A 26,038-nucleotide genomic window follows, 5' to 3' on the forward strand; every position below is an offset into this window, starting at 1 on the left:
CGGCTGGTCACGATGCGCGTCACCCAGGACGACCTCGCGCCGTCGACCGCACGGCTGACGACGAGATCACCGGAGACCGGAGAACACGACATGGTCGATCCCGTACTCGGACGGAGCCGTTCATGAGCGCGGGAGCGAGGGCCGCGGCGGTGTTCGCACGGCTCCTACACTCACGCCCGCTGGCCCGAGCGCCGCTGGTGCTCTACCGCGCCGGGCTCGGTGCCGTGTTCGGCTCGCGGATGCTGCTGCTCGAACACACCGGCCGACGGAGCGGACAGACACGGCGTGTGGTGTTGGAGGTCGTGTGGCGCACCGGTCCCGGCCGCTACGTCGTGGCGTCCGGGTTCGGCGAGCGCGCTCAGTGGTTCCGCAACATCACCGCCGAGCCGCGGGTCCGGGTGTCGGTGGCAGGACGACGGTCCGTTCCCGCACGAGCCCGGCTGCTCGACCCGGCCGAGGGCGGCGAGGTGCTGGCCCACTACATCGCGGCCGACGACAAGCGCTGGACATGGTTCCGGCAGGTCCTGGAACGCACCCTCGGCCGCCCGGTCACCGCCGCAGACCCGCCCCCCATGGTCGAGCTGAGCCTCGATCACTGAAGGTCGCCGATCAGGACTGCGACCTGTGGCGGAAGCGGGGGGATTCGAACCCCCGGTCCTTTCGGACGCCCGCTTTCAAGGACGGCACACCGTAGTTCGGACCGGACCGTCCGCGCCCCGGGTCCAAGTAGACCGGTGCCGACTCCCACCTATCGACGGAGATGAACGTCGGCAACTGCAACCACGAACGCAACCGCTCCGCAGGCGATGAACGCCCCCACCGAGGTCCCGCACTCTTGAACCTCCGCACGCTGAGACCGACGACCACCAGCGGCCCCACGCCACGACGCGTCCGTTGCGGCGCGAACTTAACCGGCTCTTCCCAGATGAGGGTGTAGGTCGGCCGGGCGCGTCGGTCCGCAGATAGACGTCGAGGTCTCCCGACGATGGAGGTTCCTACGCCATCCATCCGAAAGACCTCGACGTGTCCGACGCTACCCCGCCGGCCGGCTTCGGCCGCCCTGACCTGACCGCCTTCGCGGCTCATCCCAATCGACCCTGATCGGGTCTGCTGACCCCCTCGACGAGAACGCAGCGACATCACAGCCACCCAACCCCGACCGTCCGGGAAGCCGGGGCACGTCACATGGCCTGTGCTGCGGGCGTGTCGAGTGGGTCGTCCAGGGGCGACGCAGGAGCGTCGACGCGACGTGCTGAGAGGTGGTTCCAACCGAGCGCTAGGTGTACTGCCCGGACAGGTTGGTCAACCTGCTGATCGGTGGGAGACCACCGATGGCGGTGTGGGGCCTGTGGTGGTTGTACTCGTGCAGCCACCCGGGTAGCGCCTTTCGGCGTTGCGACTCGCCGGTGTAGAGCCGGGCGAAGGCCCAGCCGTCGGCGAGAGTGCGGTGGAACCGTTCGATCTTTCCGTTGGTCTGTGGGCGGTAGGGACGGGTGCGTTTCGGGGTGATCCGCAGCGCGTGGCAGGTGTCGCGCCAGGCGTGGGAGCGGTAGGCCGAGCCGTTGTCGGACAGGACTCGGCGGGTGGTGACCCCGCGGGCGGAGAACCAGGCCACCGCGCGGCGCAGCACAGCGATCGCGGTGGCGGCGGTCTCGTCGTCGTGGATCTCGGCGTAGGCCAGGCGGGAGTGGTCGTCGAGCACGGTGTGCACGAACGCCGTGCCCATCTTCGCCTGGTGGTGGGCGTTGCGAAGTTTCCCAGGGGTCGCGGCCCGGTTGCGGTCTCCCTGGGCGCGCCCGACATAGCGCCAGCCGCCGCCGTCGGGGATGTTGCCCAGCTTCTTCACATCCACGTGCAGCAGATCCCCGGGGGCGGGGTGTTCGTAGCGACGCACCGGTTCTCCGGTGGCGCGGTCGACATGGGCGAGGCGGTTGATCCGACACCGCACCAGCACCCGGTGCACGGTCGAGGCAGCGACACCGACCCGGTCGGCGATCTGGACCGGGCCCAGGCGCTTCTTCCAGCGCAGGTGCACGATCCGGCGCACCACCGGTGCCGGCGTCGCCCGCGGCGAGTGGTGCGGCCGGCTGGAGCGATCGGCCATGCCGGCCGGGCCGTCGAGGCGGTAGCGGTCGGCCCAGCGTTTCGCGGTCGGCCAGGCCACCTGGAACCGGGCAGCGGCCGCAGCGATCGGCACGTCGCCCTCGACGATCAGACGCGCCAGGCGCAGTCGGCCGCGTTCGGACAGTGGAGCGTTAGCGTGGACCACGAGGACCTCCTGTGGTTGTGGGTGCGGGTGCCTTCGACAGCTCCACACCCTCCGCAGGAGGTCCTCACCCTTCAAGATCAGCTAGATCGTGTCGTCACACGAGTTCGACCAACGTCTCCGGTCAGTACAGCTAGGACACCGGCTACAGGCATGGCGATAGGTCAGGAACGGCGTCGCTCCCTGCGCAGGAGGGAGCGCAGAGTCTCGGCGTTCGCGTAGCCGACCCGTCGCGCGATCTCGGCGGAGGTGAGGTCCGTGGTTGCTGAGAGGTGCCGAGCTCGTTCGATGCGAAGCCGTTGGACGAAGCCGAGCGGAGTGAGGTTGAGCGCCGCACGGACTCGTCGTTCGAGGGTGCGCCGGCTGGTGCCGAGCGACTGCGCGACGACGGCGACGTTGAACGGTTCGTCCAGGCGGACGCGCACGAAGCGTTCGAACTCGACGACGATCGGGTCCTCGTGCCGGAGATGTTCGTAGGCGACGAAGGCCGCCTGCGACGGGCGCTCGTCGATGATGAGGAGCTTGGCGACATGTTGGGCCAGGTCGGGGCTGATCGATCGCACGAGTGAGAGCGCGAGGTCGATGTGGGCGAAGGCGGCGCCGGCGGTGACGAGGTTCCCGTCGACCACGACCATGGTGTCGAGATCGAGGGCGACGGTCGGATAGCGCTTCAGGAACTCCGGCCCCAGGAACCAGCTGGTCGTCGCCCGCCGATGATGCATCCGTCCGGTCTCGGCGACGGCGAACACGCCGGTGCACGCCGCGGCGATCCGGGTGGTCGCGTCGTCGAGGCGCCCGAGTGAGGCGATGACCGAACGAGCATCTCGGCTCTGGAGGGCGTCGTGGGTCGCGGCGGCCGTGAGGGTTCCAAGCGCAGGGACGACGACCACGTCGAACTCTCCGGACTCCGACAGCGGGTGGTCCACCGACAGGGTCATCGATGCCGTCGTGGTCACTCGCCGTTTCGGTCCGAGGATGGCGAGTTCGATCGGGTCGATCCGCGGGTCGACATCGCCGCGGACTCCGTCGGCCACCCGCACGATGTCGATGACCGACGCGACCGCCGAACCGAAGCAGCCGTCGATCGCGATCAGTCCGATACGCATGGCGCGAACAATAGCAATACTGCCGTATACGCCACTCCCCACCGGCCCTCGCTCGTCGTACGCTGAACTCGCCCCACGAAGAACCCCGACTTCAAGGAGAACCCCTCATGTCCACACCCGCATCACTTCCGTATGCCTTCGTCGCCAAGATCGTCGCTGCCGATGGACAGCACGACGCGCTCGCCGATCTGCTCGCCGGCGCTGTCGCACTCGCCAACGAAGAAGTAGGAACGATTGTCTGGTTCGCGGCTAGGACCCACGCCGACACCTTCTGGATCTTCGATGCATTCCCCGACGAGGCCGCTCGCGACGCCCACGCCAACGGCGCCATCGTCGCAGCCCTGATGGCCAACCAGCACCTCCTCGGCGCAGCACCCGAGATCCTGGCGGCCGACGTCCTCGCGTCCAAGCTCCCGTAGTCCGCCAACGCACGAGACGATCGCGCCCCGCCGAGCCGTCGGACCCGACCGCCTCGACACCCGCACCACGTTGACGATCCCCGACGGGCCGATCACGAGGAGGCCAGGCAACACCAGGCGCAAGCCTGGAGCGGCACTGTTTCACCGGTGGTCATCGAGAGAGCCAGCGCGGTTCCATGGCAGCGCAACTGTGTCAACTTGCCCTCCGTCCCGCGAGGCGCCGTGGGCGGGTCGTGGTTGCGATCCGTTGCCGTGACGGGAGACGCGTTGCGCGTCGCAGCGATGACGGGTCGTTGGCGTTGCGTTCGTGCGCGCCGCGCGTGCGGCATGGATCATCTCGCTGCGCACACAACGATCGCTGGGCCGACGCACCGTTGACACCTCGCACGTCCAGGTCGCGACACAACGCCACGCTGCGTTGCCGAGCGGAGCGAGGCATATCGGCACACGGACAGGATGCCGGCCGCGAGCGCTCAGCCGGCGAGGGGTCCGTCGCAGAGGAGAGCGACGTCGGTGTCGGGCAGAGCCGTGAGGCCAGCGCATCGCGCGACCACCAGAACCGAACCGCCCCTGCCCTGCGTTTGCGCAGGTCAGGGGCTGTTCGCCGGAGCCGCCTGTCGGAATCGAACCGACGACCTAATCACGTCGGCTTTGCGGGCTCTTCCCAGATGAGGGTGTAGGTCGGCCGGGCGCGTCGGTCCGCAGATAGACGTCGAGGTCTCCCGACGATGGAGGTTCCTACGCCAACCATCCGAAAGACCTCGACGTGTCCGACGCTACCCCGCCGGCCGGCTTCGGCCGCCCTGACCTGACCGCCTTCGCTCGACTCGACGACCTCGGTCTGAGCGTGACCGGGCAACGACTTGAACCGGATCGTGCGGTCCTCGCGTGCCCGGACGCGGTCACGGTGATGGATCCCTTCCACGTCGTGCGCCTGGCCGGTGACGCCCTCGACAGGTGCCGGCGCCGGGTCCAACTCGCGATCCACGGGCACCGTGGGTTCAGGGACGACCCGCTCTACAAGTCGCGGCGCACGCTGCACACCGGCGCGGACCTGCTCACCGACAAGCAGAGCGACAGGCTACGCGCGCTGTTCGTTGATGACGCTCACGTCGAGGTCGAGGCGACCTGGGGTGTCTACCAGCGCATGATCGCCGCCTATCGCCACGAGGACCGGCAACGTGGCCGCGAGCTCATGGAGAAGCTGATCACCGACCTCAGCGCCGGCGTCCCCAAGGTGCTCACCGAGCTCACCACCCTGGGCCGGACCCTGAAGAAGCGAGCCGCCGACGTGCTCGCCTACTTCGAACGACCCGGCACCAGCAACGGGCCGACCGAGGCGCTCAACGGACGGCTCGAACACCTGCGCGGCTCCGCACTCGGGTTCCGCAACCTGACCAACTACATCGCCCGAAGCCTGCTCGAGACCGGCGGCTTCAGACCCCAACTCCTACACCCCCGATTGGGATGAGCCACTTAACCGGCTCTTCCGGATTTAGAGTGCGAGCGCTCCGCAGTGCAGTAGCGACCGGATCCGATAATTGATCAGGTTGCGGAAGCCCATGGCGTTGCGGCGGAGGGCTTCGAGTCGGCCGTTGATGGCCTCGGTGGGGCCGTTCGAGGCGCGATGGGAGAAGTAGGCCAGGATGTCGACGCGGCGCCGGTGCAAGGTTCGGCCGAGTGTGGTGAGCTCGTCGAGCCCGGGCGGTAGCCCGGTGCGTAGCCGGTCGATCACGCCGCTGAGCAATGCTTTGCCGCGTCGGCGGTCCTGGTCGGCGTAGGCGGCGATGATCTGCTGGTAGGCCCACCAGGTGACCTCGACCGCGACGTGCTCGTCGGCGGCGAAGACCGCCTCAAGCCGGGTGCGTTGGCGGTCGGTGAGCAGTCCGAGGCGGGTCCGCAGGGTCCGCCGTGCCCGGTAGAGCGGGTCACCGGTGCGGCCTCGGTGGCCGAGGGTGTCCTGCTGGACACGTTGGCGACACAGGTCGAGCTTGTGCCCGGCCAGGGCGACGACGTGGAACGGGTCCATCACCGTGACCGCATCGGGCAACGCGTCGGTGGCGGCGTTCTTGTAGCCGCCAAAACCGTCCATCGCCACGACCCGGACCCGTCGCGGAAGGCCGGGTCGCGGGCGTCGAGCCAGGTCTTCAGGGCCGCCGCCGAGCGGCCCGGGACCAGGTCGAGCAGCCGCGTACGGCCGTGGCCTGCGACGACATCGGTGAGGTCGGTGATCACGGTGACGAACCCGTCTCCGTCGGCGCCGAACACGTGCGCCCACTTGTGCTCGTCGACCCCGATCACCCGCACCCCGTCCAGGCGGGCCGGCCCGGCGGAGCGCAGCAGCTGCTCGGTCGCGGCGACCGCGACGCTGTTCACGGTGTCCCAGCTGCGGCCCAGCTCACGGGCGACCGCGGCGACCGTCGCCTTGTCGATCGCCAAGCGGCGCAACACGTACTCCGCGCAGCGCCGGGTCGTGGACGCACCGGGACGGGCCAGGCGGGTCGAGTCGTGGGCGAAGATCTCGCGGGCGCAGTCACCGTGGACACACCGGTAGCGCGGCACCCGGACCCGCAGTTGCAGCGGATGGCCGACCACCGGGACGTCGCTGACGCGGCGCTCGGTGCTGTCGCGGTAGATCCCGGTCAGTCCGCACCCCGGGCAGGCGCCGGGCCCGTCGGTGAGCAGGTCGCACCACAGCACCGTGGTCTCCCCGGCTAGGGCGGCGTCGGTGATCCGCACCCCGAGCTCGACGGTACGGATGATCGTGTCGGCCACGATCTGGGCAGGCGGGCACGTAGGCTGCGACATCGGGTCCCCGGGCTTGTTGACGGTGTTCGGCGTAGGAACCTTCATCATCAACTTCTCGGGGCCCGCCTCACCGCAGCGACACGACCCCACCCGCGCGGTCGATCACGCCCTCACCTGCACTCCATTTCCGGAAGAGCCGGAAAACGCAGGCCGCCGTCACGAAGAAGGTCCGTGCGCTGGAGAAGAACCGTGACGCCGGTACCGTCGCGCAGCCCGGGGCGAACTGGACCGTCGAGAAGTGGTTGAGGCACTGGCTGGACACCGTCGCGGCCCCACCTGCGATCAGCCCGAACGCGCACGACGCGTACTCGACGGCGATCCGGATTCACCTCATTCCCGGCATCGGCGCACACAAGCTGGACAAGCTGCAGCCGGAGCACCTCGAACGGCTCTATCAGAAGATGATGCGGAACGGCGCCGCGCCCGGCACCGCTCACCAGGTGCACCGAACGATTCGTACGGCGCTGAACGAGGCCGTCCGGCGGCGACACGCCACGACGAATCCCGCCCTGCTCGCGAAGGCCCCGCGAGTGCGCACCACCGAGGTCGAGCCCTACACGGTCGACGAGGTCTCACGGATTCTCAAGGCCGCGTCGGCCGAGAGGAACGGTGCCCGCTGGGCCGTCGCTCTCGCACTCGGTCTGCGCCAGGGAGAAGCCCTTGGTCTGCGTTGGCAGGACGTCGACCTCATGGGCGGATTCATCGTCGTCCGCCGCAATCGCCTACGCCCGAAGTGGGCTCACGGCTGCGACGGGACGTGCGGACGGAAGCAGGCCGGCCGCTGTCCTCACCGACTCGCTCTCCGGCCCGAGACCGCGGAGACGAAATCGGAGGCCGGCCGTCGGGGAGTCGGTCTGCCCGATCCGCTCGTCAAGCTACTCCGGGAACACGCCAACGAGCAGTACGACGAGCATGTGCGGGCTGCCGACCTGTGGGTGGACACCGACTACGTCTTCACGACCGAATTCGGCACCGTCCTGCACCCTCGAACCGACAACAAGAACTGGAAGCAGCTCCTCGTCTCGGCGGAAGTCCCGGAACGGCGGCTGCACGACGCTCGACACACCGCCGCGACAGTCCTGCTTCTGCTCGGGGTGACCGAGCGGGCCGTCATGGGCGTGATGGGCTGGTCGAACACCGCGATGGCTGCGCGGTACCAGCACCTCACGTCAGCGGTGCGGCAGGACGTCGCCTCACGGGTCGGTGGGCTGCTCTGGCAGACGTCCGACGGGCCGCCGACGACCGTCTGAGAAGGCGGAATGCCACCACAACTGCAACCGCCGCGGGTTCCCGGAGGTCCGGGAGCGCGCGGCGGTTGCGTCTTTGCAGGTCAGAGATGGCGGAAGCGGGGGGATTCGAACCCCCGGTCCTTTCGGACGCCCGCTTTCAAGGCGGGTGCATTCGGCCGCTCTGCCACGCTTCCGCACGGGAGGGTAACGGGACCGCTCAGCACTCCGCGCGGTAGTAGGTGACCGGCCCCATCCTGGTCGTCCCGTGCCCGACCACCGTCGCGTCGGTGAACCCCGCGGCCGCGAGCAGCTCCGGCACCGGCTGCGCCCCGTGGCCGTGGCCGTGGCCGTGGCCGTGGCCGCCATGGTCTCCGTGGGCGCCACGCCGGGAGCGGCGGTGGGCCGGGTCGAGGCGGGCCAGCAGCGACAGCACCCTGTTCACGGTGCGCATCCGTCCGCCGCTGCGCGGGTCGTGGTCGAGGTCGACCAGGTGCAGGCTCCCGCCCGGCGCCAGGACGCGGTGCGCCTCCCGCAGCGCTGCGACCTGGGCGTCGGCGGCGATGTGGTGCAGCATCAGCGAGGAGAGGACCCGGTCGACGCTGCCGTCGTCGAGGGGCAGGTCCTCGGCCACACCGACCTGGAGCTCCAGCTCGACGCCGGCCTCGGCGGCCTTGCGGCGGGCCATGGCCACCGCCTCGGGGTCGGGGTCGACGCCGGAGACGGTGGCCGTCGGAACGGCCTCCTTGGCGCGCAGCAGGACGTTCCCGGTCCCGCAGCCGATCTCGAGCACGCGGTCCCGCGGGCCGATGCCGGCCTGGGCCAGCAGCCGCCAGTACATCGGGACGGCGCCGCTGAGCCGGGCCACGGTGTCGTAGCCGGGCAGCAACCGCGAGCTGACGAGCGCGGGTGTGTGGGCGTGCGTGGTCATCGCATCCTCTCGGACGAACTTCGTGTTCTCCAGCCACCCTCCCTGGCCTCTGAACAGGTCACAAGGCACTATCCGTGGCCGTGATGGGACGAAGTTCGGACATCCCGCTGATTGGCTTCGCACACACGCCGGTACCGATCGCGGCGTACCGCGTCGACGGGCCGGTGCAGCTTCCGCGGGTGCAGGGGCCGCACGCGCACGATTTCCTTACCCTCGTGCACGTCGTGCGCGGCACCTGTACCTACCAGGTCGACGGGCAGGTCTGGCGGCTCGCCGAGGGCGATGCGTTCGTCATCGCACCCGGAGCCGTGGTCGACCACGCCGCGGAGACCTCGACGCCGCCCGGCGAGCTGTGGTCGGTCGTCTTCCCCGCGGAGGCGGTCGCGCCCGCGTCCTGGCAGGACCATCCGCTGCTCGCGCCGTTCGTCGGGCGCCACCGCGGGGGCGGGCAGCGGATCGGCGTCCCACCGGCGGACCGGGCGACCTGGCGGGCCCGCCTCGTCGACCTCGACGACGAGCTGACCCGCCGCCGCGACGGTCACGCCGAGGCCGCCCGCGCCCACCTCACCCTGCTGCTGGTGGCACTCGGCCGGCTCGTCGACGACGTCCCCGCCGAGTCGGGCGACCCGCTGCTCGCGGCGGTGTTCGCCGTCGTCGAGGAGCGGTTCGCCGGCCGGCTGTCGCTGCGCGACGTCGCCGCGGCCGTCGGACTCACCCCCGGGCACCTGACGACCGTCGTCCGGCGCGGGACCGGGCGGACCGTCCAGCAGTGGATCACCGAGCGCCGGATGCGGGAGGCGCGGCGGCTGCTCGTCTCCACCGACCTCCCGGTCGCCGAGGTGGGCGCCCGGGTCGGCTACCCCGACCCCGGCTACTTCGCCCGCCGCTTCCGGGCCGCGCACGGCGTCGGCGCCGCGACCTGGCGGGCCGGCTCCGGGACCCCCTGACGGGTGGCGGGGGACGTCCGCGCCGGTGCGGTCCGGCGCGGTGTGGTGGGATTCTCCCGGTCTCATCTCGGGAGGACGACGTGCGGTTCGACGAGAACGCCCGGCTCGACACGTCCGGCGTGGACGACCTGCGCGGATCCGGCGGTGGCCGGGGCGGCGGGGTCGGCGGCCGGGTGGCGGGCGCGGGCGGCGGCCTGGGCCTCGTCGGCGTCATCCTGTACCTGCTGCTGTCGAACTTCGCGGGCGTCGACATGTCCGGCATGGGCGCGGGCGGCGGCTACCCGGGGCTCGACCAGGTCGGCTCCGGCCAGACCGCGGACAACTCGTCACTGCAGGAGAACTGCGCCACCGGCGCCTCGGCGAACACCTCGACGGACTGCCGCGTCGTCGCCGTCGTCAACTCCCTCGACGACTTCTGGGCCACCCAGTTCTCCTCCGGCTTCACGGAGCCGCGGACGAACTTCTTCTCCGGTGGGGTGAGCACCGACGGCTGCGGCTCGGCCTCGTCGGACAGCGGGCCGTTCTACTGCCCGGCCGACTCCGAGATCTACATCGACCTCACCTTCTTCCAGGAGCTGCAGACCCGATTCGGTGCGCAGGGCGGACCGTTCTCGCAGGCCTACGTGATGGCCCACGAGTACGGCCACCACATCCAGAACCTGCTCGGCACCAACCGCAAGGCCGGCAACGACACCGGCCCCACCTCCGGCTCGGTGCGCCTGGAGCTGCAGGCCGACTGCTACGCGGGCGTCTGGGCGAACCACGCGACGACGACGCCCGGCCCGTCGGGGCGGCCGCTGATCAGCGAGCTGAACCAGTCCGACATCGACGCCGCCCTCGACACCGCGTCCCGGATCGGCGACGACTACATCCAGTCCAACCTGGGTGGCGGCCGGGTCGACGAGTCGCAGTTCTCGCACGGCAGCTCCGCGCAGCGCGAGAAGTGGTTCACCACCGGCCTGCAGAGCGGCGACCCCGACTCCTGCGACACCTTCGCCGCGCGCAGTCTCGGCTAGGGCTGCCCGGCCGGCGGATCGGCGGCCAGGAACCCCGCGAGATCGTCGGTGTAGCCCGCGACGCGCAGCTCCCACCCGGGCCGCACGAACGCCTCCCGCGTGAGGAGCACCCGGTACTCGGTGACCCGGGCGTCGCCGTGGTCGATCGTGGCGGTGCCGTCGTCGCGGTACCCGAGCCGGGCCGACACGGCCGCCGACCTCGGGTTGCCCTCGACGTACTCCGAGCGCGCCGCCAGCGCGCCGAGGTGGTCGAAGGCGAAGGCCAGCACCGCGGCCCGCATCTCGGTGCCGTAGCCGCGACCCTGTGCCCGTCGCACCAGGTACGAGCCGGTCGCGACCTCACGACGCACGCCGAACCGGTCGCCCACGACGTCCTGCAGGCCGACCACCCGGCCCTCGGCGCGCACGACGAACTGCAGCGTCCACCAGTCCGGCGACGCCTTCGCGCGGTTCGACCAGACGTACTGCGCGATGCCGCGCCCCAGGTGCCGCGGGTCGGCCCGGGTCCACGGGACGCGGAACGGCATCTCCGACGACGGGTGGATCCCGCTCTCGTGCACGGCCGCGATCAGCTCCCGGACCGACGCGTCGTCCTCGACGCGCAGCTCCAGGCGCGGGGTCCGCAGGGTCAGCCCGGACATCGGCCACGGGTCGGGCACCGGGTCGATCGGCGCGGGGAGCACGTCCATCGGTCGACCGTGCCGGATCGCCGACGGGCGCGCCACGGAATACCGTCGGCTCCCATGTGGGCGATCACCCTGACCGAGTACGGCGGACCCGAGCAGATGACGTGGGCGGAGGTGCCCGATCCCGAGTCCGGCCCGGGCGAGGTCGTGCTCGACGTCGTCTCCTCGGCCGTCAACCGGGCCGACCTCCTGCAGGTCCAGGGGAACTACCCGGTCCCGCCCGGCGCGTCGGAGATCCTCGGCCTGGAGTGCGCGGGCCGGATCGCCGCTCTCGGTGACGGCGTGACCGGCTGGTCGGTCGGCGACGAGGTGTGCGCCCTGCTCGCCGGCGGCGGCTACGCGACGAAGGTCGCCGTCCCGGCCCCGCAGCTGCTCCCGGTCCCCGAGGGCGTCTCCCTGACCGACGCCGGCGGGCTGCCCGAGGTCGCCTGCACCGTCTGGTCGAACGTGTTCCTGGAAGGCCGGCTCGCCGAGGGCGAGACGTTCCTGGTCCAGGGCGGCTCGTCGGGCATCGGAACGCACGCGATCCAGGTCGCGAAGGCGCTCGGCGCGCGCGTCGCCGCCACCGCGGGCCACGCCGACCGGCTGCAGTTCTGCCGCGACCTGGGCGCCGACATCGTCATCGACTACCACGACGACATCGCCGAGGAGCTGAAGGAGGCCACCGACGGCCACGGCGCCGACGTCATCCTCGACAACATGGGCGCCAAGGGCCTGGCGAACAACCTGTCCGCGCTGGCCCGCGACGGCCGCCTGATGATCATCGGGATGCAGGGCGGGGTGAAGGCCGAGCTCAACATCGGCGCGCTGCTGGCCAAGCGCGGCCACGTCTCGGCGATGGGCCTGCGCGGCCGCCCGGTCGACGGTCCGCACTCGAAGGCCGAGATCGTCGACGGGGTCCGCGAGAACGTGTGGCCGCTGTTCGCCGACGGCCGGGTGAAGCCGGTGGTCTTCGAGCGGTTCGCGATGTCCGACGCCGCCGACGCGCACCGCAGGCTGGACGCCGGTGGGGTGACCGGCAAGCTCCTCCTCGTGAACTCCTGAGCGGGCGGGTCCAGAATGGCGGGCATGAGCGACGAGCAGGAGACCCCCGGGGACCGGGTCGTGGTGGTCGGCGCCGACGGGCGCCCGGTGGGCATGGCCTCGGTTCCGCAGGACGACGAGGGTCAGAGCCCCGCGTCGATGGTGGAGCAGCCCGCGAAGGTCATGCGGATCGGCACCATGATCAAGCAGCTGCTCGAGGAGGTGAAGGCCGCACCGCTGGACGAGGCGTCCCGCGAGCGGCTCAAGGAGATCCACGAGAACTCCGTCAAGGAGCTCGAGGAGGGCCTGGCGCCGGAGCTGCGCGAGGAGCTGCAGCGGCTCAGCCTGCCGTTCACGGCGGACACGATCCCGTCGGAGGGTGAGCTGCGGATCGCCCAGGCCCAGCTGGTCGGCTGGCTGGAGGGTCTGTTCCACGGCATCCAGACCGCGTTGTTCGCCCAGCAGATGGCCGCGCGGGCACAGCTGGAGCAGATGCGTCGCGGGCTGCCCCCGGGCGTCGGCGGGCCGGAGCAGGGCGGCGTCCCCGAGGGCATGGGCCGGGGAACCGGGCAGTACCTCTGACGCACGACGACGACCTGCGGTTTCGCGGTGTCCCGGCCGGGGCCTCCCCTGCCGGGCCCGCGGACCGCGTCTGAGTACCCTCACCGGGTGGCCGTGACCGTGACCGACGAGCCGGGTGACGTCGTCGACCCGTCCGAGGTGTCGAGCCCGCGCAGCTGGCGGCGGGCCTTCGCGGACCTCGCCCAGGGCTGGCGGCAACGGCCGCTGTGGGGCTACCTCGGCTGGCAGGACATCAAGCAGCGCTACCGCCGCTCCGTCCTGGGGCCGCTGTGGATCTCGATCAGCATGGGCGTCATCGCCCTCGGCCTGGGGATCCTCTACTCGGCGCTGTTCCAGATCTCGCTGGCGACGTTCCTGCCGCACGTCGCCGTCGGGCTGCTGATCTGGAACTTCGTGTCCGGCTGCATCCTCGAGGGCAGCGAGGTCTTCATCGCCAACGAGGGCCTGATCAAGTTCCTGCCCGCCCCGCTCAGCCTGCACATCTACCGGCTCGTGTGGCGGCAGACGCTGTTCTTCCTGCACAACCTGGTCGTCTGGGTCGTGCTGATGATCGTGTTCCCGCATCCGCTGGGGCTGTCGACGCTGCTGGCGATCCCGGCGTTCGCGCTGCTGGCGATCAACGGCGCCTGGGTCGCGATCCTCGCCGGGATCCTCGCGACCCGGTTCCGCGACATCCCCCCGATCATCGCCAGCATCACCCAGCTGGTGTTCTACCTGACCCCGATCGTCTGGTCGGTCGACATCCTGAGCGACAACCCGGCCGCGCGCGAGCGCGCCCAGCTGGTCGAGCTGAACCCGGTCTTCCACTTCGTCGAGATCGTGCGCCAGCCTCTGCTCGGCCAGGAGATCGTCGGCCGGTACTGGCTGGTCACGGGCGTGATCACGATCGTCGGCTGGGCCGCGGCCCTGATCTGCCTGCGCAACTACCGCTCCCGCGTCGCGTACTGGGTGTGAACCTCTGTGACTGAACCCCGTATCCGGATCGACCGCGCCGCCGTCGACTTCCCGATCTTCGACGCCAAGACGCGGTCGCTGAAGAAGGCCGTCCTCGGCAAGGCGGGCGGCCGGATCGGCACCGACGCCAAGGTGCCGATCATCGAGGCGCTGCGCGACATCACCGTCAGCCTGGACAAGGGCGCCCGCGTCGCGCTCGTCGGGCACAACGGCGCCGGCAAGTCCACGCTCCTGCGGTTGATGGCCGGCATCTACGAGCCCACCCGCGGTCGCTCGCTGGTCCGCGGCAAGGTCGCGCCCGTGTTCGACCTCGCCGTCGGGATGGACCCGGAGATCTCCGGTTACGAGAACATCCTGATCCGCGGCCTGTTCCTGGGCATGACGCGCAAGCAGATGGAGGCGCGGATCGACGACATCGCCGCCTTCACCGAGCTGGGCGACTACCTGGAGATGCCGCTGCGGGCCTACTCGACGGGTATGCGGGTGCGGCTCGCCCTCGGCGTCGTCACCTCGATCGACCCCGAGATCCTGCTGCTCGACGAGGGCATCGGCGCCGTCGACGCGGAGTTCCTGAACAAGGCCCGCGACCGGCTCCACGAGCTCGTCGACCGCTCCGGGATCCTGGTCTTCGCCTCGCACTCCGACGAGTTCCTCGCCGACCTGTGCGACACCGCGCTGTGGATGGAGCACGGGACGATCAAGGAGTACGGCCCGCTGCACGAGGTCCTCGACCACTACAAGGGGCGGACCCCGTCGTGACCGGACCGCTCCCGCCCGGCTCGGTCGTCGGCGTCGTCGTCACGCGGCACCGGGCCGAGCTGCTCGTCGACTCGCTCGCGGCGATGGCGAAGCAGACCCACCCGCTGGCGCACCTGATCGTCGTCGACAACGGGCCGGACCGGCCCGCGCGTGACGCGGTCGAGGCCTGCCCGCTGCCGACGACGTGGCTCCCCTCGTGGTCCAACCTCGGCGGCGCGGGCGGCTTCGCCCTGGGGATGCTGCACGCACTCGCCATGGGCGCGGAGTGGATCTTCCTGGCCGACGACGACGGCCACGCCGCCGACGAGTCCACCCTCGCCACGCTGCTCGACGTCGCGTCGCGGCACGGACTCGCCGCGGTGTCACCGGTGGTCGCCGACAAGGCCGACCCGGAACGCCTCGCCTTCCCGCTGCGCCGCGGCGTCACCTGGCACCGGTCCCGCTCGGCCCTGGGCCCCGACGACCTGCTCCCCGGGATCGCCTCGTTCTTCAACGGCGCCCTCTTCCGGGCCTCCACCCTGGAGGTCATCGGGGTGCCGGACCTGCGCCTGTTCGTCCGCGGCGACGAGGTGGAGATGCACCGCCGGATGGTCCGGTCCGGGCTGCCCTTCGGCACCGCCCTGCAGGCCACCTACCTGCACCCCTACGGCTCCGACGAGTTCAAGCCGATGCTGGGCGGGCGGCTGCACGCCCAGGACCCGGGCGACGAGGTCAAGCGCTACTACACCTACCGCAACCGCGGCTACCTGATGTCCCAGCCCGGGATGCGGAGGATCGGCCTCCTGGAGCTGCCGCGGTTCGCCTGGTACTTCCTGGTGACGAAACGCGACCCGCGCGCCTTCCGCGACTGGCTGACCCTGCTCCGCCAGGGCCGCCGCGAGCAGTTCCACCGCGCCCCCTGACCGATCGCCCACTAGTCCCGATCAGGCGTGGCGACCTGTGACGTCGTGCGGCGACCGCCGCGGCGAGCGCCGCGGGACGTGACGGGTCGCCACGAACCTGTCCACAACCGGCAGGTTCGTCCACAGGGCGGTGGGGATGTCGGTGGCTGGCGGCGTACGGCGGCAGTCTCGGACGCATGGATCGCCTCGACCACGTGCCTCCGGATCCGGCCGGGCTCCTGCACCGGTCGGCGTTGCTGGGCGCAGGCCTCGCCGTCGACGAGATCGACCGCCTCGTCCGCGCCCGCGTGCTCGTCCCGGTCCGGCGGGGCTCCTACCGGCTCGGTGACGACGAACCGCGCTCGCCGGTGCATGCCCACCTGCTCCGAGCCCGGGCCACGGCGCCGCACCTCGCTCCCGGCTCGGTCCTCGGCCATGTCACCGCGGCCCTCGTCCTCGGGCTCCCGGTCTGGAACCTGCCTCTCGACCGGGTGCACGCCGTACGGGAACGCAGTACCGGTGGCGGCCGGAACCGCCACGGCACCTCCGTGCACCGGGCTCCGCTACCGGACGACGACGTCCGCGAGCTCGACGGTCTGCTGGTCACCTCGCCGGCCCGGACACTCGTCGACCTGGCTCGGACGGTGCCCGCCGAGCAGGCGCTGGTGACGGTCGATGCGGCCCTGCACCAGCACGTCCGGCTGCGGCCACGGTCCGAGCGCCCGCCGCCCGGCGCGACCACGGTCGACGAGCTGACCGAGGTGCTCTCCCGGTTCGGCGGACGCGTCGGTACCCCCGCGGCACGGCGTGTCGTCGCGCTGGCAGACGCCCGCTCCGAGAGCCCGGTGAGTCGCGTAGCCGGTTCCGGATGTACCTCGCGAGCCTCCCGGACCCGGCCACCCAGTGGGAGGTTCCAGGTCTGCCGTTCCGCGCCGACTTCGCCTGGCCGGAGCACGGAGTGGTCGGGGAGTTCGACGGCCGGATCAAGTACGGCCGCCCACTGCGGCCCGGTCAGGATCTCGGTGAGGTGCTCTGGGAGGAGAAGCGGCGGGAGGACCTCATCCGTTCCACGGGCCTGACCGTCGTGCGATGGGTCTGGTCCGACCTCGCCGACGGCAGCATGGTCGCCCGCCTCGCCCACAGTCTCGGAACCGCACGGCACCCCGTCGCGTCGCGTGGCGCCCCGTGCGACGGTCGCCGGGCGACGTGACCGGTCGCCACGCCTACGAGGGTCAGTTCTTGAAGATGACCCAGCGCAGCATGACGAAGTTGATCGCGGTGGCGGTGCCCTGCGCGACCAGCCAGGCGAGGCTGGTGTCGTAGGTCAGCGGCGGCAGCAGGTGCAGGACCAAGGAGTTCACACCGACGTTCACGGCGAAGGTCGTGCCGTAGAGGGCCACGAAGCCGGCGAACCTCGCGCGGCCGCCGGTGTTCGCGCCGGTGAAGGTGAACCGCTTGTTGAGCAGGTACGCCGTCGTCGTACCGAGGATGAAGCTGATGCCCTTCGCGAACGGCACCCACAGGCCCGCGTTCAGGAGCAGGTGGTAGACGCCGAAGTCGACGATCGCGGAGAGCACACCGATCGCGACGAAGCTGCCCAGCTGGCGGACGAGGCCGAGGCGCGGGGCCGGGCCGTCGGCCGGACCGGTGGCCGGGGGCTCGGCCCGGGTGGGCTCGGTGGCGGTCACCCATCGAGGGTAGCGGCGCACGCCGCAACGACCGCGTCGACCCACCGGAGCGCAGGCCGTGCCCCTCCGAGCTGCCGATCCGTTCTCGACCGTGGACAAGGCAATGCACTTTGCAGTACAAAGTTAGTGACAGAGCAAACCAGTTGGCAGTGGGGGAACCATGCAGGACCGGACGGACACCGACGTCGACGACCAGCCGCCGCGCTCACCCGCCGACGCGCTCGCGATCATCGAGCGTGAGCAGGCCCGGCAGATCCCGCCGTACTGGATCTTCTATCTGATCTGGGGCGCGGCCTGGGCGGTCATCGGGCTCGCCTGGTTCGCGAACGGGACCGGCGCGGTCACCGCGGCCACCGCGGGCGTCCTCACGGGGCTGGCGATCGCCGGGGGGTCGATCGCCAGCGGTCTGGTCGGCGCCCGGATGGGACGCGGCGTCACCGGGCCGAGCCAGCTCCACGGCGCCCTCTACGGCTGGGTGTGGCCGGTGGCGATGATCGGGGTCGTCGCGCTGGCGGTCGGTCTGGGCCGGCTCGGGGCGCCGGTCGGGTTCGCCATGCCCGCGCTGTTCGTGTTCGTCACCGGCGGCCTGTTCGCGGTCGGGGCCGCGGTCTGGCGCAACATCCCGGACTACGCGCTCGGGCTCGGCCTGCTGGTGCTCGGCGCGGCGCTGCCGTTCGTCCCGGCGCCGTGGCACGCGCTGACACTGGCGGTCGTCGGCGGTGGCGCCCTGGTCGCCACCGGGCTGTGGACACGGGCGCGGGCGGTCCGGTGACCGAGCTCGACCCGGTCATCCACGCCCAGGCCCGGCTGCGGGTCACCGCCACCCTCGCCGCCCTCGACGACGGCGACCGCATGACCTTCCCTCGGCTGCAGGAGCTGCTCGGCATGACCGCGGGCAACCTGTCCACCCACCTGCGCAAGCTGGAGGACGCGGGCTACGTCGCGATCACCAAGACCCACCAGCGGCGCACCCCGGTGACCTTCGTCGAACTGACGAGAACGGGCAGGCGGGCCTTCGAGGACTACACGGCCGCGCTGCGGGCGCTGCTCGACCCGGCGGCCGACCCGTCGGAGGTGCCGTCGTGACCGCACCGGTGGAGCTGCACGGGGTGACCCGCCGCTACGGCGACACCGTCGCCCTCGACGACGTCGACCTCGTCCTGGAGCCCGGCAGCCTGACCGGCCTGCTCGGACCGAACGGGGCGGGCAAGTCGACGCTGGTCAACCTCGTGTCCGGGCTGCGCCGACCGGGCACCGGCACGGTGCGGCTGTTCGGCGGGAACCCGCGTGACGCGGCGACCCGGGTCGCGCTGGGCACCACCCCGCAGCAGACCGGGCTGCCCGACACACTGCGCGTCGGGGAGATCGTCCGGTTCGTCGGCGCCCACTTCCCCGACCCGGTCGGGGCCGGTGAGCTGCTGGGGCGCTTCGGCCTCGACGGGCTGGAACGACGCCAGGCGGGCGGGCTGTCCGGCGGCCAGAAGCGTCGCCTCGCGCTCGCGCTCGCGTTCACCGGCCGTCCTCGGCTGGTGCTGCTCGACGAGCCGACGACCGGCCTGGACGTCGAGGGCCGCCGCGCCCTGTGGGACACCGTGCGCGCGTTCCACGCCGGCGGCGGGACGGTGCTGCTGACCACCCACTACCTCGACGAGATCGAGTCGCTGGCCGAGCGCGTCGTCGTCCTGGCGGGCGGGCGGATCCGCGCCGACGGCGACGTCGACGCCGTCCGCGGAGCCGTCCGGGTGGGGCGGGTGTCCTTCCGCGCGGCGACCCTTCCCGACCTGCCCGGCGTCGAGCGGACCGAGCGCGACGGCGACCACGTCACCCTGCACACCGCCGACGCCGACGAGCTGGTCCGCACCCTCGTCCGGCACGACGTGCCCTTCACCGGCCTGTCGGTGTCCCGGGCGTCGCTGGAGGACGCGTTCCTGACCCTGACCGGAGGCCCGTCGTGAGCATCGCCGCAGCGCACGCCCGCTACCTGATCCTGGAGCAGCTGCGGATCCCCGTCGCGGTGCTGTCCACCGCGCTGTTCCCGGCCCTGACCCTGTGCTTCTTCGTGCTGCCGTTCGACTGGGGCGACGACCCGGCCGCCGCGACCCGCGCGGTCGCCCAGCTCGCACTCTTCGGGGTGCTCAGCGGGTTCCTGTTCACCTTCGGCGTGGGCGTGGCCGACGACCGGGAGAAGCCGTGGGACCCGTACCTGCGGACGTTGCCGGCGCCGCCGTCGGCCCGGGTCCTGGGGCGACTCGCGGTCGGGGCGCTGTTCGCGCTGCTCGGGATGCTGCCGGTGGTCGTGCTGGGGGCACTGCTCACGCCGGCGTACGTGGAACCGGCGCGGCTGCCGTTCGCGTTCGTGACGCTCCTGGTGGCCGGGCTGCCGTTCCTGTTCGGCGGGCTCGCGATCGGCTACTCGCTGCCGACCAAGGCAGCGCTGCCGGTGACCCAGCTGGCGTTCTTCCCGATGGCCTTCGGTGGCGGGCTGCTGCTGCCGCCGGAGCTGTTCCCCGGCTGGCTGGCCCGCGCGACCGAGGTGCTGCCCACCCGAGGGGCGCGTGACCTGCTGCTCTGGTCGCTCGGCGGGCCGGTCCCGAGCGGTCTGGCGCTGGGCGCGTTCGCGGCGTGGACGGTCGGGCTGGCGCTGCTGGTGGGCTGGGCGTACCGCCGCGACGAGGGGCGCCGCTTCCGGTGAGCCCCGGGCCGGCGCTCAGAAGTGGCGGCCGGCGAAGGTGTAGCGGGTCCGCACCGTGACCGACCCGGCGGCCGTCCGGCCGTAGACGCGGAAGTGCGGGCGGCCGTGGACGGCGCGGCTGGGCATCTTCGAGCGGACCGAGCCGTACTGGGAGACGAGGCCGTCGACGTCGGCGGTGGCGTTCTCCGGGACCAGCAGCCGGGCCGACCCGGCGCCGAGCTCCAGCTCCACCTCGACGACGGGCATGGGCAGCTGCGCGTCGCAGAAGTCCAGCAGGACCGCGCCGAGCGAGGTCTGCACCCGCAGCCGGGCCGGGACCGCCCAGTCGCCGCGGCGCTTGACCCCGCCGACGCCGCCACGCAGCACCGTGGGCGGACCGACCGGGGTGGCCAGGACGTCCGCGGACAGGTCCAGCGGGTCCCCGGGCAGGTCGGACAGCACGGGGAGCAGCTCGGAGCCGAACCGGGCGCCGTAGACGACCGACAGCCGCTCCTGCAGCTCCTCGACCGAGATGCGGCCCTCGGCCATCGCACGGTTGAGCCGCGTCGCGGCGCGCTCGCGGTCGGCGTCGGAGATCCTGATCTCCCGACCCTCTCCAGGTAGCCGCGCACCGGTCACCCCACCAGGGTAAACACCTATCCGACGGGTGCGGCGTCCGGCAGCCGGAACAGCCACACCCCGCCGTCGAACCGGCCGGGGTCGCCGGTGACCCGCCGGGTCCAGGTCAGCGCACGGGCCTCGTCGCCGCCGGCGAACCCGGGGACGAACGCGACGGCGGTGATCCCCAGGTCGCGCAGCTCGCGGTGGGCGGCGGCGGTGTAGTCGTCGCTGGGGTCGTTCTTGCCGTCGGCGACCCACTGCGCCCCGATCTGGTACCGGTTCCAACGGGACTGGATCGCGACGTCGTCCTCGGGATCGGAGGCGATGAAGTAGCCGCCGCGGATGCGGAACGCGGGGCCGGAGGCGGCCTGCCAGCGCAGGCCCTGCGCACCGTCGTCCCAGGCCGCGGTGATCCGCGGGTAGATCTCGACGACGTCGGCCGGGCCCAGCGGCGCCGCCCCGCCCGCGAAGAAGGCGGGCACCGGCGCGGGCCGGACCTCCTGGGCGTCGGCGGGCAGCCAGGACACCACCGCCAGCGCGGTCAGGGCGACGGCACCGACCGCCGTCGCCGGGGTGTCGAGCGGCATCCGGTCCACCCACAGCGCGACGACGACGGCGACGCACAGCGCCGTCACCACCTGGATCCGGACCGGCTCGACCTCCGACAGCAACGGGACCTCGGCGAACCCGAGCCAGGGCAGCGGGATCCCCGTGTAGTCGCCCAGCAGCACGACACTCGTGCCGAGCGAGGCGACCCAGGACAGGAACCCGACCGCGGCGACGACCCGCAGCGTCGTCGACCGTACGACCAGCACCGCGACGACGACCAGCGCCAGCAGGGCGACGCCGACGTAGCCGCCCTGTTCGCCGATGTGGCCGCCGAGTTCGGTGTCGACGCCGTCGGGCACCGCCCGGACGGCGGTCAGCCGCGTCGGGACGAGCAGGTTCGCCAGGTCCGCGCCGGTGGCGTGCACGTTGCGGATCGCGCCGCGCGGGCGGTTCGGCCCGGCCAGCACCAGGTACAGCGGGTAGGCGCCGAGCACCACGAACACCCCGACGCAGGCCAGGCCGGCCCGGAGCAGCCCCGGCAGGTGCGCGCGGACCCGGCGTGGGAACCGCAGCGCGAGCACCACCGCGGTGACGACCAGGAAGATCACGCCGATGGCGAGGGTCTGGGTGTAGAGGACGAGCTGCCCGGCCAGCGCGAGTCCGGTGAGCGCCCCCACGAGCCACGGGCGACGCAGCGGGCCGCGCGCGAACAGGTGGTGCGCGACGAGCAGCAGCAGCGGCGGCAGCAGCGACCACGTGAGGTTGAGGTGCCCGGCGATCGCGTGCGCCAGATGGAACGGGGAGAACGCGTACAGCGCACCGGCGATCCCGCGGGCGACCCAGCCGCGGGTGCCCGCGCCGACGTAGGGGCCGAGCGCGGCGACCAGGACCAGTCCGGACACGACCGGGCCGAGGACGAGCCCGACGTTGAACGCGGTCACCGAGCCCGCGACCAGGGTCACCGGGGCGAGCGCCAGTGCCAGCAGCGGCACCGCGGTGTTCCACAGCGCGTTGAGCCCGTGAGGCCAGTGCATCCAGTCGGTGACCAGCGGGTTCTCCCCGTGCGTCACGGCGAACGGGAACCGGTGGAGCCACCAGGCGAACATGTCGGCGTCGGCGGTGACGTGCCCGATCAGCAGACCGCCCGGGTCGGCGAGCACCCGGCGCTGCAGCCACAGCGAGACCAGCAGGTAGCCGAGCCCGAGCAGCACGTACAGCCCCGCGGTCGTGCCCCGGCGCCGTTCCGGGGGCAGCGGGAGGCGGACCTGCCGCTCGTCGAGCACCCGCCCAGGGTCGCACCCGTCGTCGTCGGTGGTCCTCGCTACCCTGGCGACGATGACGGACACGACCGTTCCCAGCAGCACCAGGACCGACGCCCCGGCGCGACGGACCGCCTCCCTGCACGGCTGGGGACGGACCGCACCGACGATCGCCCAGCTCGTCACCCCGCGCGACGCCGAGGACGTCGCCGAGACCGTCCGCACGGCGGGCGAGCGCGGCGTGATCGCCCGCGGGCTCGGCCGGTCCTACGGCGACCCGGCGCAGAACGCGGGCGGTGTCGTCCTCGACATGCCGGGCCTGAGCCGGATCCACGCCATCGACCCGGACACCGGCGTCGCGGACGTGGACGCGGGCGTCAGCCTGGACCAGCTCATGCGCGCCGCGCTGCCGCTCGGGCTGTGGGTCCCGGTGCTGCCGGGCACCCGCCAGGTCACGATCGGCGGGGCGATCGGCGCCGACGTGCACGGCAAGAACCACCACACCAAGGGCAGCTTCGGCAACCACGTCGAGTGGCTGCAGCTCGTGACCGCGGACGGCTCGGTCCGCGAGCTGACCCCGTCCGGGCCGGACTCGGAGCTGTTCTGGGCGACCGTCGGCGGGATGGGCCTGACCGGCGTCATCGTGCGGGCCAGGGTGCGGCTGCACCGGACCGAGTCGGCGTACTTCGTGGTCGACACCGACCGCACCGACGACCTCGACGGCCTGCTGGAGCTGCTCACCGACGGCTCGGACGACACCTACGGCTACTCGGCCGCCTGGTTCGACACCACCGCGACCGGCGCCCGGATGGGCCGGTCGGTGCTGACCCGCGGCTCGCTCGCGACCGTCGACCAGCTCCCCGCGAAGCTGCGGTCCGAGCCGCTGAAGTTCGACGCGCCGCAGCTGCTGACCTTCCCGGACGTCTTCCCGAACGGGCTGGCCAACAAGTTGTCGCTGACGGCGTTCTCCGAGCTATGGTTCCGCAAGGCACCGAAGCGCCAGCGCGGCTCGGTGCAGAACATCACGGCCTTCTACCAGGTGCTCGACGTCTTCGGGGACTGGAACCGGGTCTACGGCTCGAAGGGCTTCCTGCAGTACCAGTTCGTCGTCCCGATGGGGGCGGAGACCGAGCTGCGCCGGATCCTGGAGAAGATCGCGGCGTCGCCGCACAAGTCCGGGCTGAACGTGTTCAAGCGCTTCGGCGCGGGCAACGACGCACCGCTGTCGTTCCCGACGAAGGGTTGGACGATCACCGTCGACTTCCCGATCGCGAACGGGCTGTCCCGGTTCTGCACGGAGCTCGACGAGATGGTGCTGGCCGCCGGCGGGCGGCTGTACCTGGCGAAGGAGTCGCGCACGTCGCCGGAGGCCTTCGCCGCCGGCTACCCGCGGTTCGCCGAGTGGAAGGCGATCCGCGACGGCGTCGACCCGGCCGGCGTCTTCGCCTCCGACATGTCCCGCCGCCTCGCACTGACCCTCTGACGTCCGGAGCCCGCACCATCATGATCGACGCAGTCGGCAATCCGCAGAGCATCCTGCTCCTCGGCGGCACCTCAGAGATCGGCCTGGCCACCGTGCGCGCGTTCGCCGCGGACCGCCCGTTGCGGATCGTGCTCGCCGCCCGACCCGGCCCCCGGCTCGACGCCGCCCGCGCCGAGCTCGAGGCGCTCGGGTGCGGCGTGGAGACCATCGAGTTCGACGCCACGCGCATCGAGACCCACCCCGAGGTCGTGAAGAAGGCCTTCGCGGGCGGGGACATCGACGTCGCCGTCGTCGCGTTCGGGCTGCTCGGCGACAACGAGAAGGCCTGGACCGACGTCGACCACGCCGTCGAGCTGGCGCAGGTCAACTACACCGCGACCGTCTCCACCGGGGTCGCGCTGGCGGAGAGGTTCCGCGAGCAGGGCCACGGCTCGCTCGTCGCGATCTCCTCGGTCGCCGGGGAGCGGGCCCGCCGCTCGAACTTCGTCTACGGCTCCACCAAGGCCGGGATGGACGCGTTCTACACCGGGCTGACCGAGGCGCTGCGCGAGTTCGGCGTGACCGTGACGATCGTCCGGCCCGGCTTCGTGCACTCGAAGATGACCGAGGGCCTCGACGCCGCACCGCTCGCGACCACCCCGCAGGCCGTCGCCGACGTCATCGTCGACGCGGTGCGGACGGGCAAGGAGCTGGTGTGGGCACCGGCGCCGATGCGCTTCGTGATGAGCGCCCTGCGCCACGTGCCCCGGCCGATCTTCCGCAGACTCCCGATCTGATCCGGGGGGGCGGCCTACCAGCCGTCGACGTGCAGGACGGTGTCGAGCGGCTGGCGCTTCGCGGGCTTGAACGTGTCGCCGGTGTAGTACGCGACCGGCAGCAGGACGCCCTGCCGCACGTTCTCCGGGATGCCCAGCAGCTCGGCGATCTCCTTCTCGTACTGCAGGTGCAGCGTCGTCCAGGCGCTGCCCAGGCCGCGGGCGCGCAGCGCGAGCTGCAGGCTCCACGCGGCCGGGAGGAGCGACCCCCACATCCCGGCCTGGTTCGACGCCGGCAGCTCGGCCTTCGCGTTCATCGCGCCGATGACCAGCACCGGGACCTCCCCCATCCGGTCCGCGAGGTACTGCGCGCTGTCCGCGACGCGGAGCTGGGTGGCGTCGCGGTCGGCGTCGCCGTGGGAGCGGGTCGTCGGGTACTGCGAGGAGTTCCGGTAGGCGGTGAACGCCTTCCGGTAGTACTCGCCGACGGCCTTGCGCTTCTCGGCGTCGGTGAGCACCAGCCAGTGCCAGCCCTGCTGGTTGGAGCCGCTCGGGGCCTGCAGAGCGACCTCGAGGCTCTCCCGGACCACCTCCAGCGGGACCGGACGCTCCAGGTCCAGGCGCTTGCGGACCGATCGGGTGGTGGTGAGCAGCTCGTCGGGCCCGAGGGGCAGCACATCGCTCATGCCCTGCACGCTACGGCGCCGCCGGTCTCCTCGCGATGATCACCGCGCGCTCCCCCGCGCCCGCCTCGCACGTGAGGCGTCCCGCGGACCGCTGCGCACGGGTCGCGGCCAGACGCGGGTCGGCCCAGGTGGGGACACCGCCGTAGGGGCCGCGGGTCAGCCCGTCGGAGCCCTCCCGGACGATCTCGAACCCGGCGTCGACGAGGATCTCCCGGATCCGCAGGTGCCCGCGCGGGACGCGGGGCGGCACCCAGCGGGCACCGGCCAGCTCCCGGCCGCGGCCCTCGGCGTCGGCGGCGACGACGAGTGCGCGCCCGCCCGGCTCGAGCGCCCGGAACCAGCCGCCCGGACCGAGGTCACCGGCCAGCGCCGCGTCGGGGAGCCGGTCGAGCACCTCCACCGCGGTCAGCGACGCGACCGGCCCCGGCAGGGCATCCGGGGTCAGGTGCACGGGGCATCCCGGCGCGCCCGCACGCATCGCCCCGGCCTCGTCCTCCGAGCCGGCCAGCCCCGAGACCGGGCCGAGCCGGGCCAGCCCGGCGAGCAGGACCCCGCCGGCACCGGCGACGTCGAGGTAGGGGCCGCGGCCCAGGTGGTGGCGGGCCAGGCGCAGGTACCAGTGCAGTGCGGCCCGCTCCGGCGGTGTGGCACCGGCGGGCTCGGGCAGGTCGGCGAGGGGCGGGGTCGTGGGGATCATCGGTCCATCGCGTCGGTGGGCGGGA

Annotated in this window: 26 protein-coding genes, 1 tRNA gene and 2 pseudogenes; 18 read left to right on the forward strand and 11 right to left on the reverse strand. The window is 72.1% G+C overall.

The genetic code is table 11. The annotated features are described in order from the left end of the window. The first annotated feature begins 122 nt into the window (after window positions 1-122). The gene (locus tag DMP15_RS01850; protein WP_073575604.1) at window positions 123-599 is read left to right on the forward strand and encodes a nitroreductase family deazaflavin-dependent oxidoreductase; all 477 of its coding nucleotides are present in this window, start codon (window positions 123-125) and stop codon (window positions 597-599) included. Window positions 600-1,276: 677 nt separating this feature from the next. Here DMP15_RS01850 and DMP15_RS01855 read toward each other — a convergent pair. Both DMP15_RS01855 and DMP15_RS01860 read right to left on the reverse strand, forming a co-directional pair. Further along, window positions 1,277-2,269 carry an IS481 family transposase gene (locus DMP15_RS01855; protein ID WP_337825382.1) on the reverse strand — a complete coding sequence of 331 codons (993 nt, stop codon included), beginning with the start codon at window positions 2,267-2,269 and terminating at the stop codon, window positions 1,277-1,279. A 161-nt stretch (window positions 2,270-2,430) separates the two neighbouring features. After that, the gene (locus tag DMP15_RS01860; RefSeq protein ID WP_073575402.1) at window positions 2,431-3,372 is read right to left on the reverse strand and encodes a GlxA family transcriptional regulator; all 942 of its coding nucleotides are present in this window, start codon (window positions 3,370-3,372) and stop codon (window positions 2,431-2,433) included. Between the two features lie 107 nt (window positions 3,373-3,479). Between DMP15_RS01860 and DMP15_RS01865 the strand changes: the two genes are divergently transcribed. After that, window positions 3,480-3,791 carry a putative quinol monooxygenase gene (locus DMP15_RS01865; protein WP_006247389.1) on the forward strand — a complete coding sequence of 104 codons (312 nt, stop codon included), beginning with the start codon at window positions 3,480-3,482 and terminating at the stop codon, window positions 3,789-3,791. 892 nt (window positions 3,792-4,683) lie between these two features. After that, window positions 4,684-5,262: pseudogene (locus DMP15_RS01870) on the forward strand (ISL3-like element ISPfr2 family transposase); the annotation flags it as partial. Between the two features lie 24 nt (window positions 5,263-5,286). Here DMP15_RS01870 and DMP15_RS30260 read toward each other — a convergent pair. Then, window positions 5,287-6,599, reverse strand: a pseudogene (locus tag DMP15_RS30260) (ISL3 family transposase). Window positions 6,600-6,775: 176 nt separating this feature from the next. Between DMP15_RS30260 and DMP15_RS01885 the strand changes: the two are divergent. Then, window positions 6,776-7,849 (forward strand): tyrosine-type recombinase/integrase, encoded by a 1,074-nt coding sequence (locus DMP15_RS01885; protein ID WP_202416187.1) that lies wholly within the window; start codon window positions 6,776-6,778, stop codon window positions 7,847-7,849. A gap of 87 nt (window positions 7,850-7,936) precedes the next feature. On the opposite strand, the gene DMP15_RS01890 is transcribed toward DMP15_RS01885, so the two are convergent. Continuing rightward, window positions 7,937-8,022 (reverse strand) — tRNA-Ser (locus tag DMP15_RS01890). A gap of 23 nt (window positions 8,023-8,045) precedes the next feature. Further along, entirely contained in the window at window positions 8,046-8,756 is a 711-nt protein-coding gene (locus DMP15_RS01895; RefSeq protein WP_161151195.1) for a class I SAM-dependent methyltransferase, read from the reverse strand. An 83-nt stretch (window positions 8,757-8,839) separates the two neighbouring features. Between DMP15_RS01895 and DMP15_RS01900 the strand changes: the two genes are divergently transcribed. Together DMP15_RS01900 and ypfJ are read left to right on the forward strand one after the other, a co-directional pair. After that, window positions 8,840-9,703: an AraC family transcriptional regulator gene (locus DMP15_RS01900; RefSeq protein ID WP_202416173.1), complete on the forward strand. Its 864-nt coding sequence runs from the start codon at window positions 8,840-8,842 to the stop codon at window positions 9,701-9,703. 80 nt (window positions 9,704-9,783) lie between these two features. Further along, complete coding sequence (gene ypfJ / locus DMP15_RS01905) at window positions 9,784-10,719, forward strand: KPN_02809 family neutral zinc metallopeptidase (protein ID WP_073573818.1); 936 nt, start codon at window positions 9,784-9,786, stop codon at window positions 10,717-10,719. Here the strand turns inward: ypfJ and DMP15_RS01910 are convergent. After that, entirely contained in the window at window positions 10,716-11,408 is a 693-nt protein-coding gene (locus DMP15_RS01910) for a GNAT family N-acetyltransferase (RefSeq protein WP_161151194.1), read from the reverse strand. The two genes, ypfJ and DMP15_RS01910, sit on opposite strands and share 4 nt — an antisense overlap. A gap of 54 nt (window positions 11,409-11,462) precedes the next feature. Between DMP15_RS01910 and DMP15_RS01915 the strand changes: the two genes are divergently transcribed. The 6 genes from DMP15_RS01915 to DMP15_RS01940 all read left to right on the forward strand — a co-directional run bounded on the left by DMP15_RS01915 (window position 11,463) and on the right by DMP15_RS01940 (window position 16,814). Continuing rightward, complete coding sequence (locus DMP15_RS01915; RefSeq protein ID WP_337825384.1) at window positions 11,463-12,449, forward strand: NAD(P)H-quinone oxidoreductase; 987 nt, start codon at window positions 11,463-11,465, stop codon at window positions 12,447-12,449. Window positions 12,450-12,464: 15 nt separating this feature from the next. After that, on the forward strand, window positions 12,465-13,010 hold the full coding sequence (locus DMP15_RS01920; protein WP_073573815.1) for a bacterial proteasome activator family protein: 546 nt from the start codon (window positions 12,465-12,467) through the stop codon (window positions 13,008-13,010). An 87-nt stretch (window positions 13,011-13,097) separates the two neighbouring features. Further along, window positions 13,098-13,964, forward strand: coding sequence for a galactan export ABC transporter permease subunit Wzm/RfbD (gene wzm, locus DMP15_RS01925; RefSeq protein WP_161151192.1), 867 nt, complete (start codon window positions 13,098-13,100; stop codon window positions 13,962-13,964). A 6-nt stretch (window positions 13,965-13,970) separates the two neighbouring features. Further along, window positions 13,971-14,723, forward strand: coding sequence for a galactan export ABC transporter ATP-binding subunit Wzt/RfbE (wzt, locus tag DMP15_RS01930; RefSeq protein ID WP_062399276.1), 753 nt, complete (start codon window positions 13,971-13,973; stop codon window positions 14,721-14,723). Beyond that, on the forward strand, window positions 14,720-15,625 hold the full coding sequence (glfT1, locus tag DMP15_RS01935) for a galactofuranosyltransferase GlfT1 (protein ID WP_161151191.1): 906 nt from the start codon (window positions 14,720-14,722) through the stop codon (window positions 15,623-15,625). Before wzt ends, glfT1 begins: the two co-directional genes overlap by 4 nt. A gap of 847 nt (window positions 15,626-16,472) precedes the next feature. Next, complete coding sequence (locus tag DMP15_RS01940; RefSeq protein WP_179761408.1) at window positions 16,473-16,814, forward strand: hypothetical protein; 342 nt, start codon at window positions 16,473-16,475, stop codon at window positions 16,812-16,814. A 22-nt stretch (window positions 16,815-16,836) separates the two neighbouring features. Here the strand turns inward: DMP15_RS01940 and DMP15_RS01945 are convergent, their stop codons facing one another. After that, window positions 16,837-17,292, reverse strand: coding sequence for a GtrA family protein (locus DMP15_RS01945; protein WP_179761409.1), 456 nt, complete (start codon window positions 17,290-17,292; stop codon window positions 16,837-16,839). 160 nt (window positions 17,293-17,452) lie between these two features. On the opposite strand from DMP15_RS01945, the gene DMP15_RS01950 reads away from it, so the two are divergent. From DMP15_RS01950 to DMP15_RS01965, 4 genes are read left to right on the forward strand one after another with little or no spacing between them, the layout of a single operon-like run. Then, window positions 17,453-18,064, forward strand: coding sequence for a hypothetical protein (locus tag DMP15_RS01950; protein WP_073573812.1), 612 nt, complete (start codon window positions 17,453-17,455; stop codon window positions 18,062-18,064). Beyond that, window positions 18,061-18,378, forward strand: coding sequence for a transcriptional regulator (locus DMP15_RS01955; protein ID WP_073573850.1), 318 nt, complete (start codon window positions 18,061-18,063; stop codon window positions 18,376-18,378). Before DMP15_RS01950 ends, DMP15_RS01955 begins: the two co-directional genes overlap by 4 nt. Further along, a complete protein-coding gene (locus DMP15_RS01960) occupies window positions 18,375-19,247 on the forward strand; it encodes an ATP-binding cassette domain-containing protein (protein WP_161151187.1) in 873 nt (290 codons plus the stop codon). The genes DMP15_RS01955 and DMP15_RS01960 overlap by 4 nt, the downstream gene beginning before the upstream one ends. After that, on the forward strand, window positions 19,244-19,984 hold the full coding sequence (locus DMP15_RS01965; RefSeq protein WP_073573810.1) for an ABC transporter permease: 741 nt from the start codon (window positions 19,244-19,246) through the stop codon (window positions 19,982-19,984). The genes DMP15_RS01960 and DMP15_RS01965 overlap by 4 nt, the downstream gene beginning before the upstream one ends. A 15-nt stretch (window positions 19,985-19,999) precedes the next feature. Here the strand turns inward: DMP15_RS01965 and DMP15_RS01970 are convergent, their stop codons facing one another. Together DMP15_RS01970 and DMP15_RS01975 are read right to left on the reverse strand one after the other, a co-directional pair. Further along, window positions 20,000-20,602, reverse strand: a complete 603-nt coding sequence (locus DMP15_RS01970) for a DUF1707 SHOCT-like domain-containing protein (protein WP_062399264.1) — start codon at window positions 20,600-20,602, stop codon at window positions 20,000-20,002. A 17-nt stretch (window positions 20,603-20,619) separates the two neighbouring features. Then, window positions 20,620-22,416: a hypothetical protein gene (locus tag DMP15_RS01975; RefSeq protein WP_337825385.1), complete on the reverse strand. Its 1,797-nt coding sequence runs from the start codon at window positions 22,414-22,416 to the stop codon at window positions 20,620-20,622. 52 nt (window positions 22,417-22,468) lie between these two features. Here DMP15_RS01975 and DMP15_RS01980 point away from each other — a divergent pair, with 52 nt between their 5' ends. Both DMP15_RS01980 and DMP15_RS01985 read left to right on the forward strand, forming a co-directional pair. Next, window positions 22,469-23,875, forward strand: coding sequence for an FAD-binding protein (locus DMP15_RS01980; protein WP_179761412.1), 1,407 nt, complete (start codon window positions 22,469-22,471; stop codon window positions 23,873-23,875). A gap of 20 nt (window positions 23,876-23,895) precedes the next feature. Continuing rightward, window positions 23,896-24,651, forward strand: a complete 756-nt coding sequence (locus tag DMP15_RS01985) for a decaprenylphospho-beta-D-erythro-pentofuranosid-2-ulose 2-reductase (protein ID WP_073573807.1) — start codon at window positions 23,896-23,898, stop codon at window positions 24,649-24,651. 14 nt (window positions 24,652-24,665) lie between these two features. On the opposite strand, the gene DMP15_RS01990 is transcribed toward DMP15_RS01985, so the two are convergent. Both DMP15_RS01990 and DMP15_RS01995 read right to left on the reverse strand, forming a co-directional pair. After that, entirely contained in the window at window positions 24,666-25,316 is a 651-nt protein-coding gene (locus tag DMP15_RS01990) for a nitroreductase family protein (RefSeq protein ID WP_062404007.1), read from the reverse strand. A gap of 10 nt (window positions 25,317-25,326) precedes the next feature. Further along, window positions 25,327-26,013, reverse strand: a complete 687-nt coding sequence (locus DMP15_RS01995) for a hypothetical protein (protein ID WP_073573806.1) — start codon at window positions 26,011-26,013, stop codon at window positions 25,327-25,329. Window positions 26,014-26,038 lie beyond the last annotated feature (25 nt).

The sequence above is a fragment of the Pseudonocardia sp. UM4_GMWB1 genome, assembly GCF_017312155.1.
GTDB lineage: Bacteria > Actinomycetota > Actinomycetes > Mycobacteriales > Pseudonocardiaceae > Pseudonocardia > Pseudonocardia alni.

Excerpts from the sequence above, each read along its gene's own strand:
- DMP15_RS01910 (WP_161151194.1), bottom strand. The coding sequence starts at position 11,408 with ATGGACGTGCTCCCCGCGCCGATCGACCCGGTGCCCGACCCGTGGCCG.
- DMP15_RS01865 (WP_006247389.1), top strand. The coding sequence starts at position 3,480 with ATGTCCACACCCGCATCACTTCCGTATGCCTTCGTCGCCAAGATCGTC.
- DMP15_RS01920 (WP_073573815.1), top strand. The coding sequence starts at position 12,465 with ATGGCGGGCATGAGCGACGAGCAGGAGACCCCCGGGGACCGGGTCGTG.
- DMP15_RS01850 (WP_073575604.1), top strand. The coding sequence starts at position 123 with ATGAGCGCGGGAGCGAGGGCCGCGGCGGTGTTCGCACGGCTCCTACAC.
- DMP15_RS01860 (WP_073575402.1), bottom strand. The coding sequence starts at position 3,372 with ATGCGTATCGGACTGATCGCGATCGACGGCTGCTTCGGTTCGGCGGTC.
- DMP15_RS01940 (WP_179761408.1), top strand. The coding sequence starts at position 16,473 with ATGTACCTCGCGAGCCTCCCGGACCCGGCCACCCAGTGGGAGGTTCCA.
- DMP15_RS01980 (WP_179761412.1), top strand. The coding sequence starts at position 22,469 with ATGACGGACACGACCGTTCCCAGCAGCACCAGGACCGACGCCCCGGCG.
- DMP15_RS01990 (WP_062404007.1), bottom strand. The coding sequence starts at position 25,316 with ATGAGCGATGTGCTGCCCCTCGGGCCCGACGAGCTGCTCACCACCACC.
- DMP15_RS01915 (WP_337825384.1), top strand. The coding sequence starts at position 11,463 with ATGTGGGCGATCACCCTGACCGAGTACGGCGGACCCGAGCAGATGACG.
- DMP15_RS01985 (WP_073573807.1), top strand. The coding sequence starts at position 23,896 with ATGATCGACGCAGTCGGCAATCCGCAGAGCATCCTGCTCCTCGGCGGC.
- DMP15_RS01900 (WP_202416173.1), top strand. The coding sequence starts at position 8,840 with ATGGGACGAAGTTCGGACATCCCGCTGATTGGCTTCGCACACACGCCG.
- DMP15_RS01895 (WP_161151195.1), bottom strand. The coding sequence starts at position 8,756 with ATGACCACGCACGCCCACACACCCGCGCTCGTCAGCTCGCGGTTGCTG.
- DMP15_RS01995 (WP_073573806.1), bottom strand. The coding sequence starts at position 26,013 with ATGATCCCCACGACCCCGCCCCTCGCCGACCTGCCCGAGCCCGCCGGT.
- DMP15_RS01950 (WP_073573812.1), top strand. The coding sequence starts at position 17,453 with ATGCAGGACCGGACGGACACCGACGTCGACGACCAGCCGCCGCGCTCA.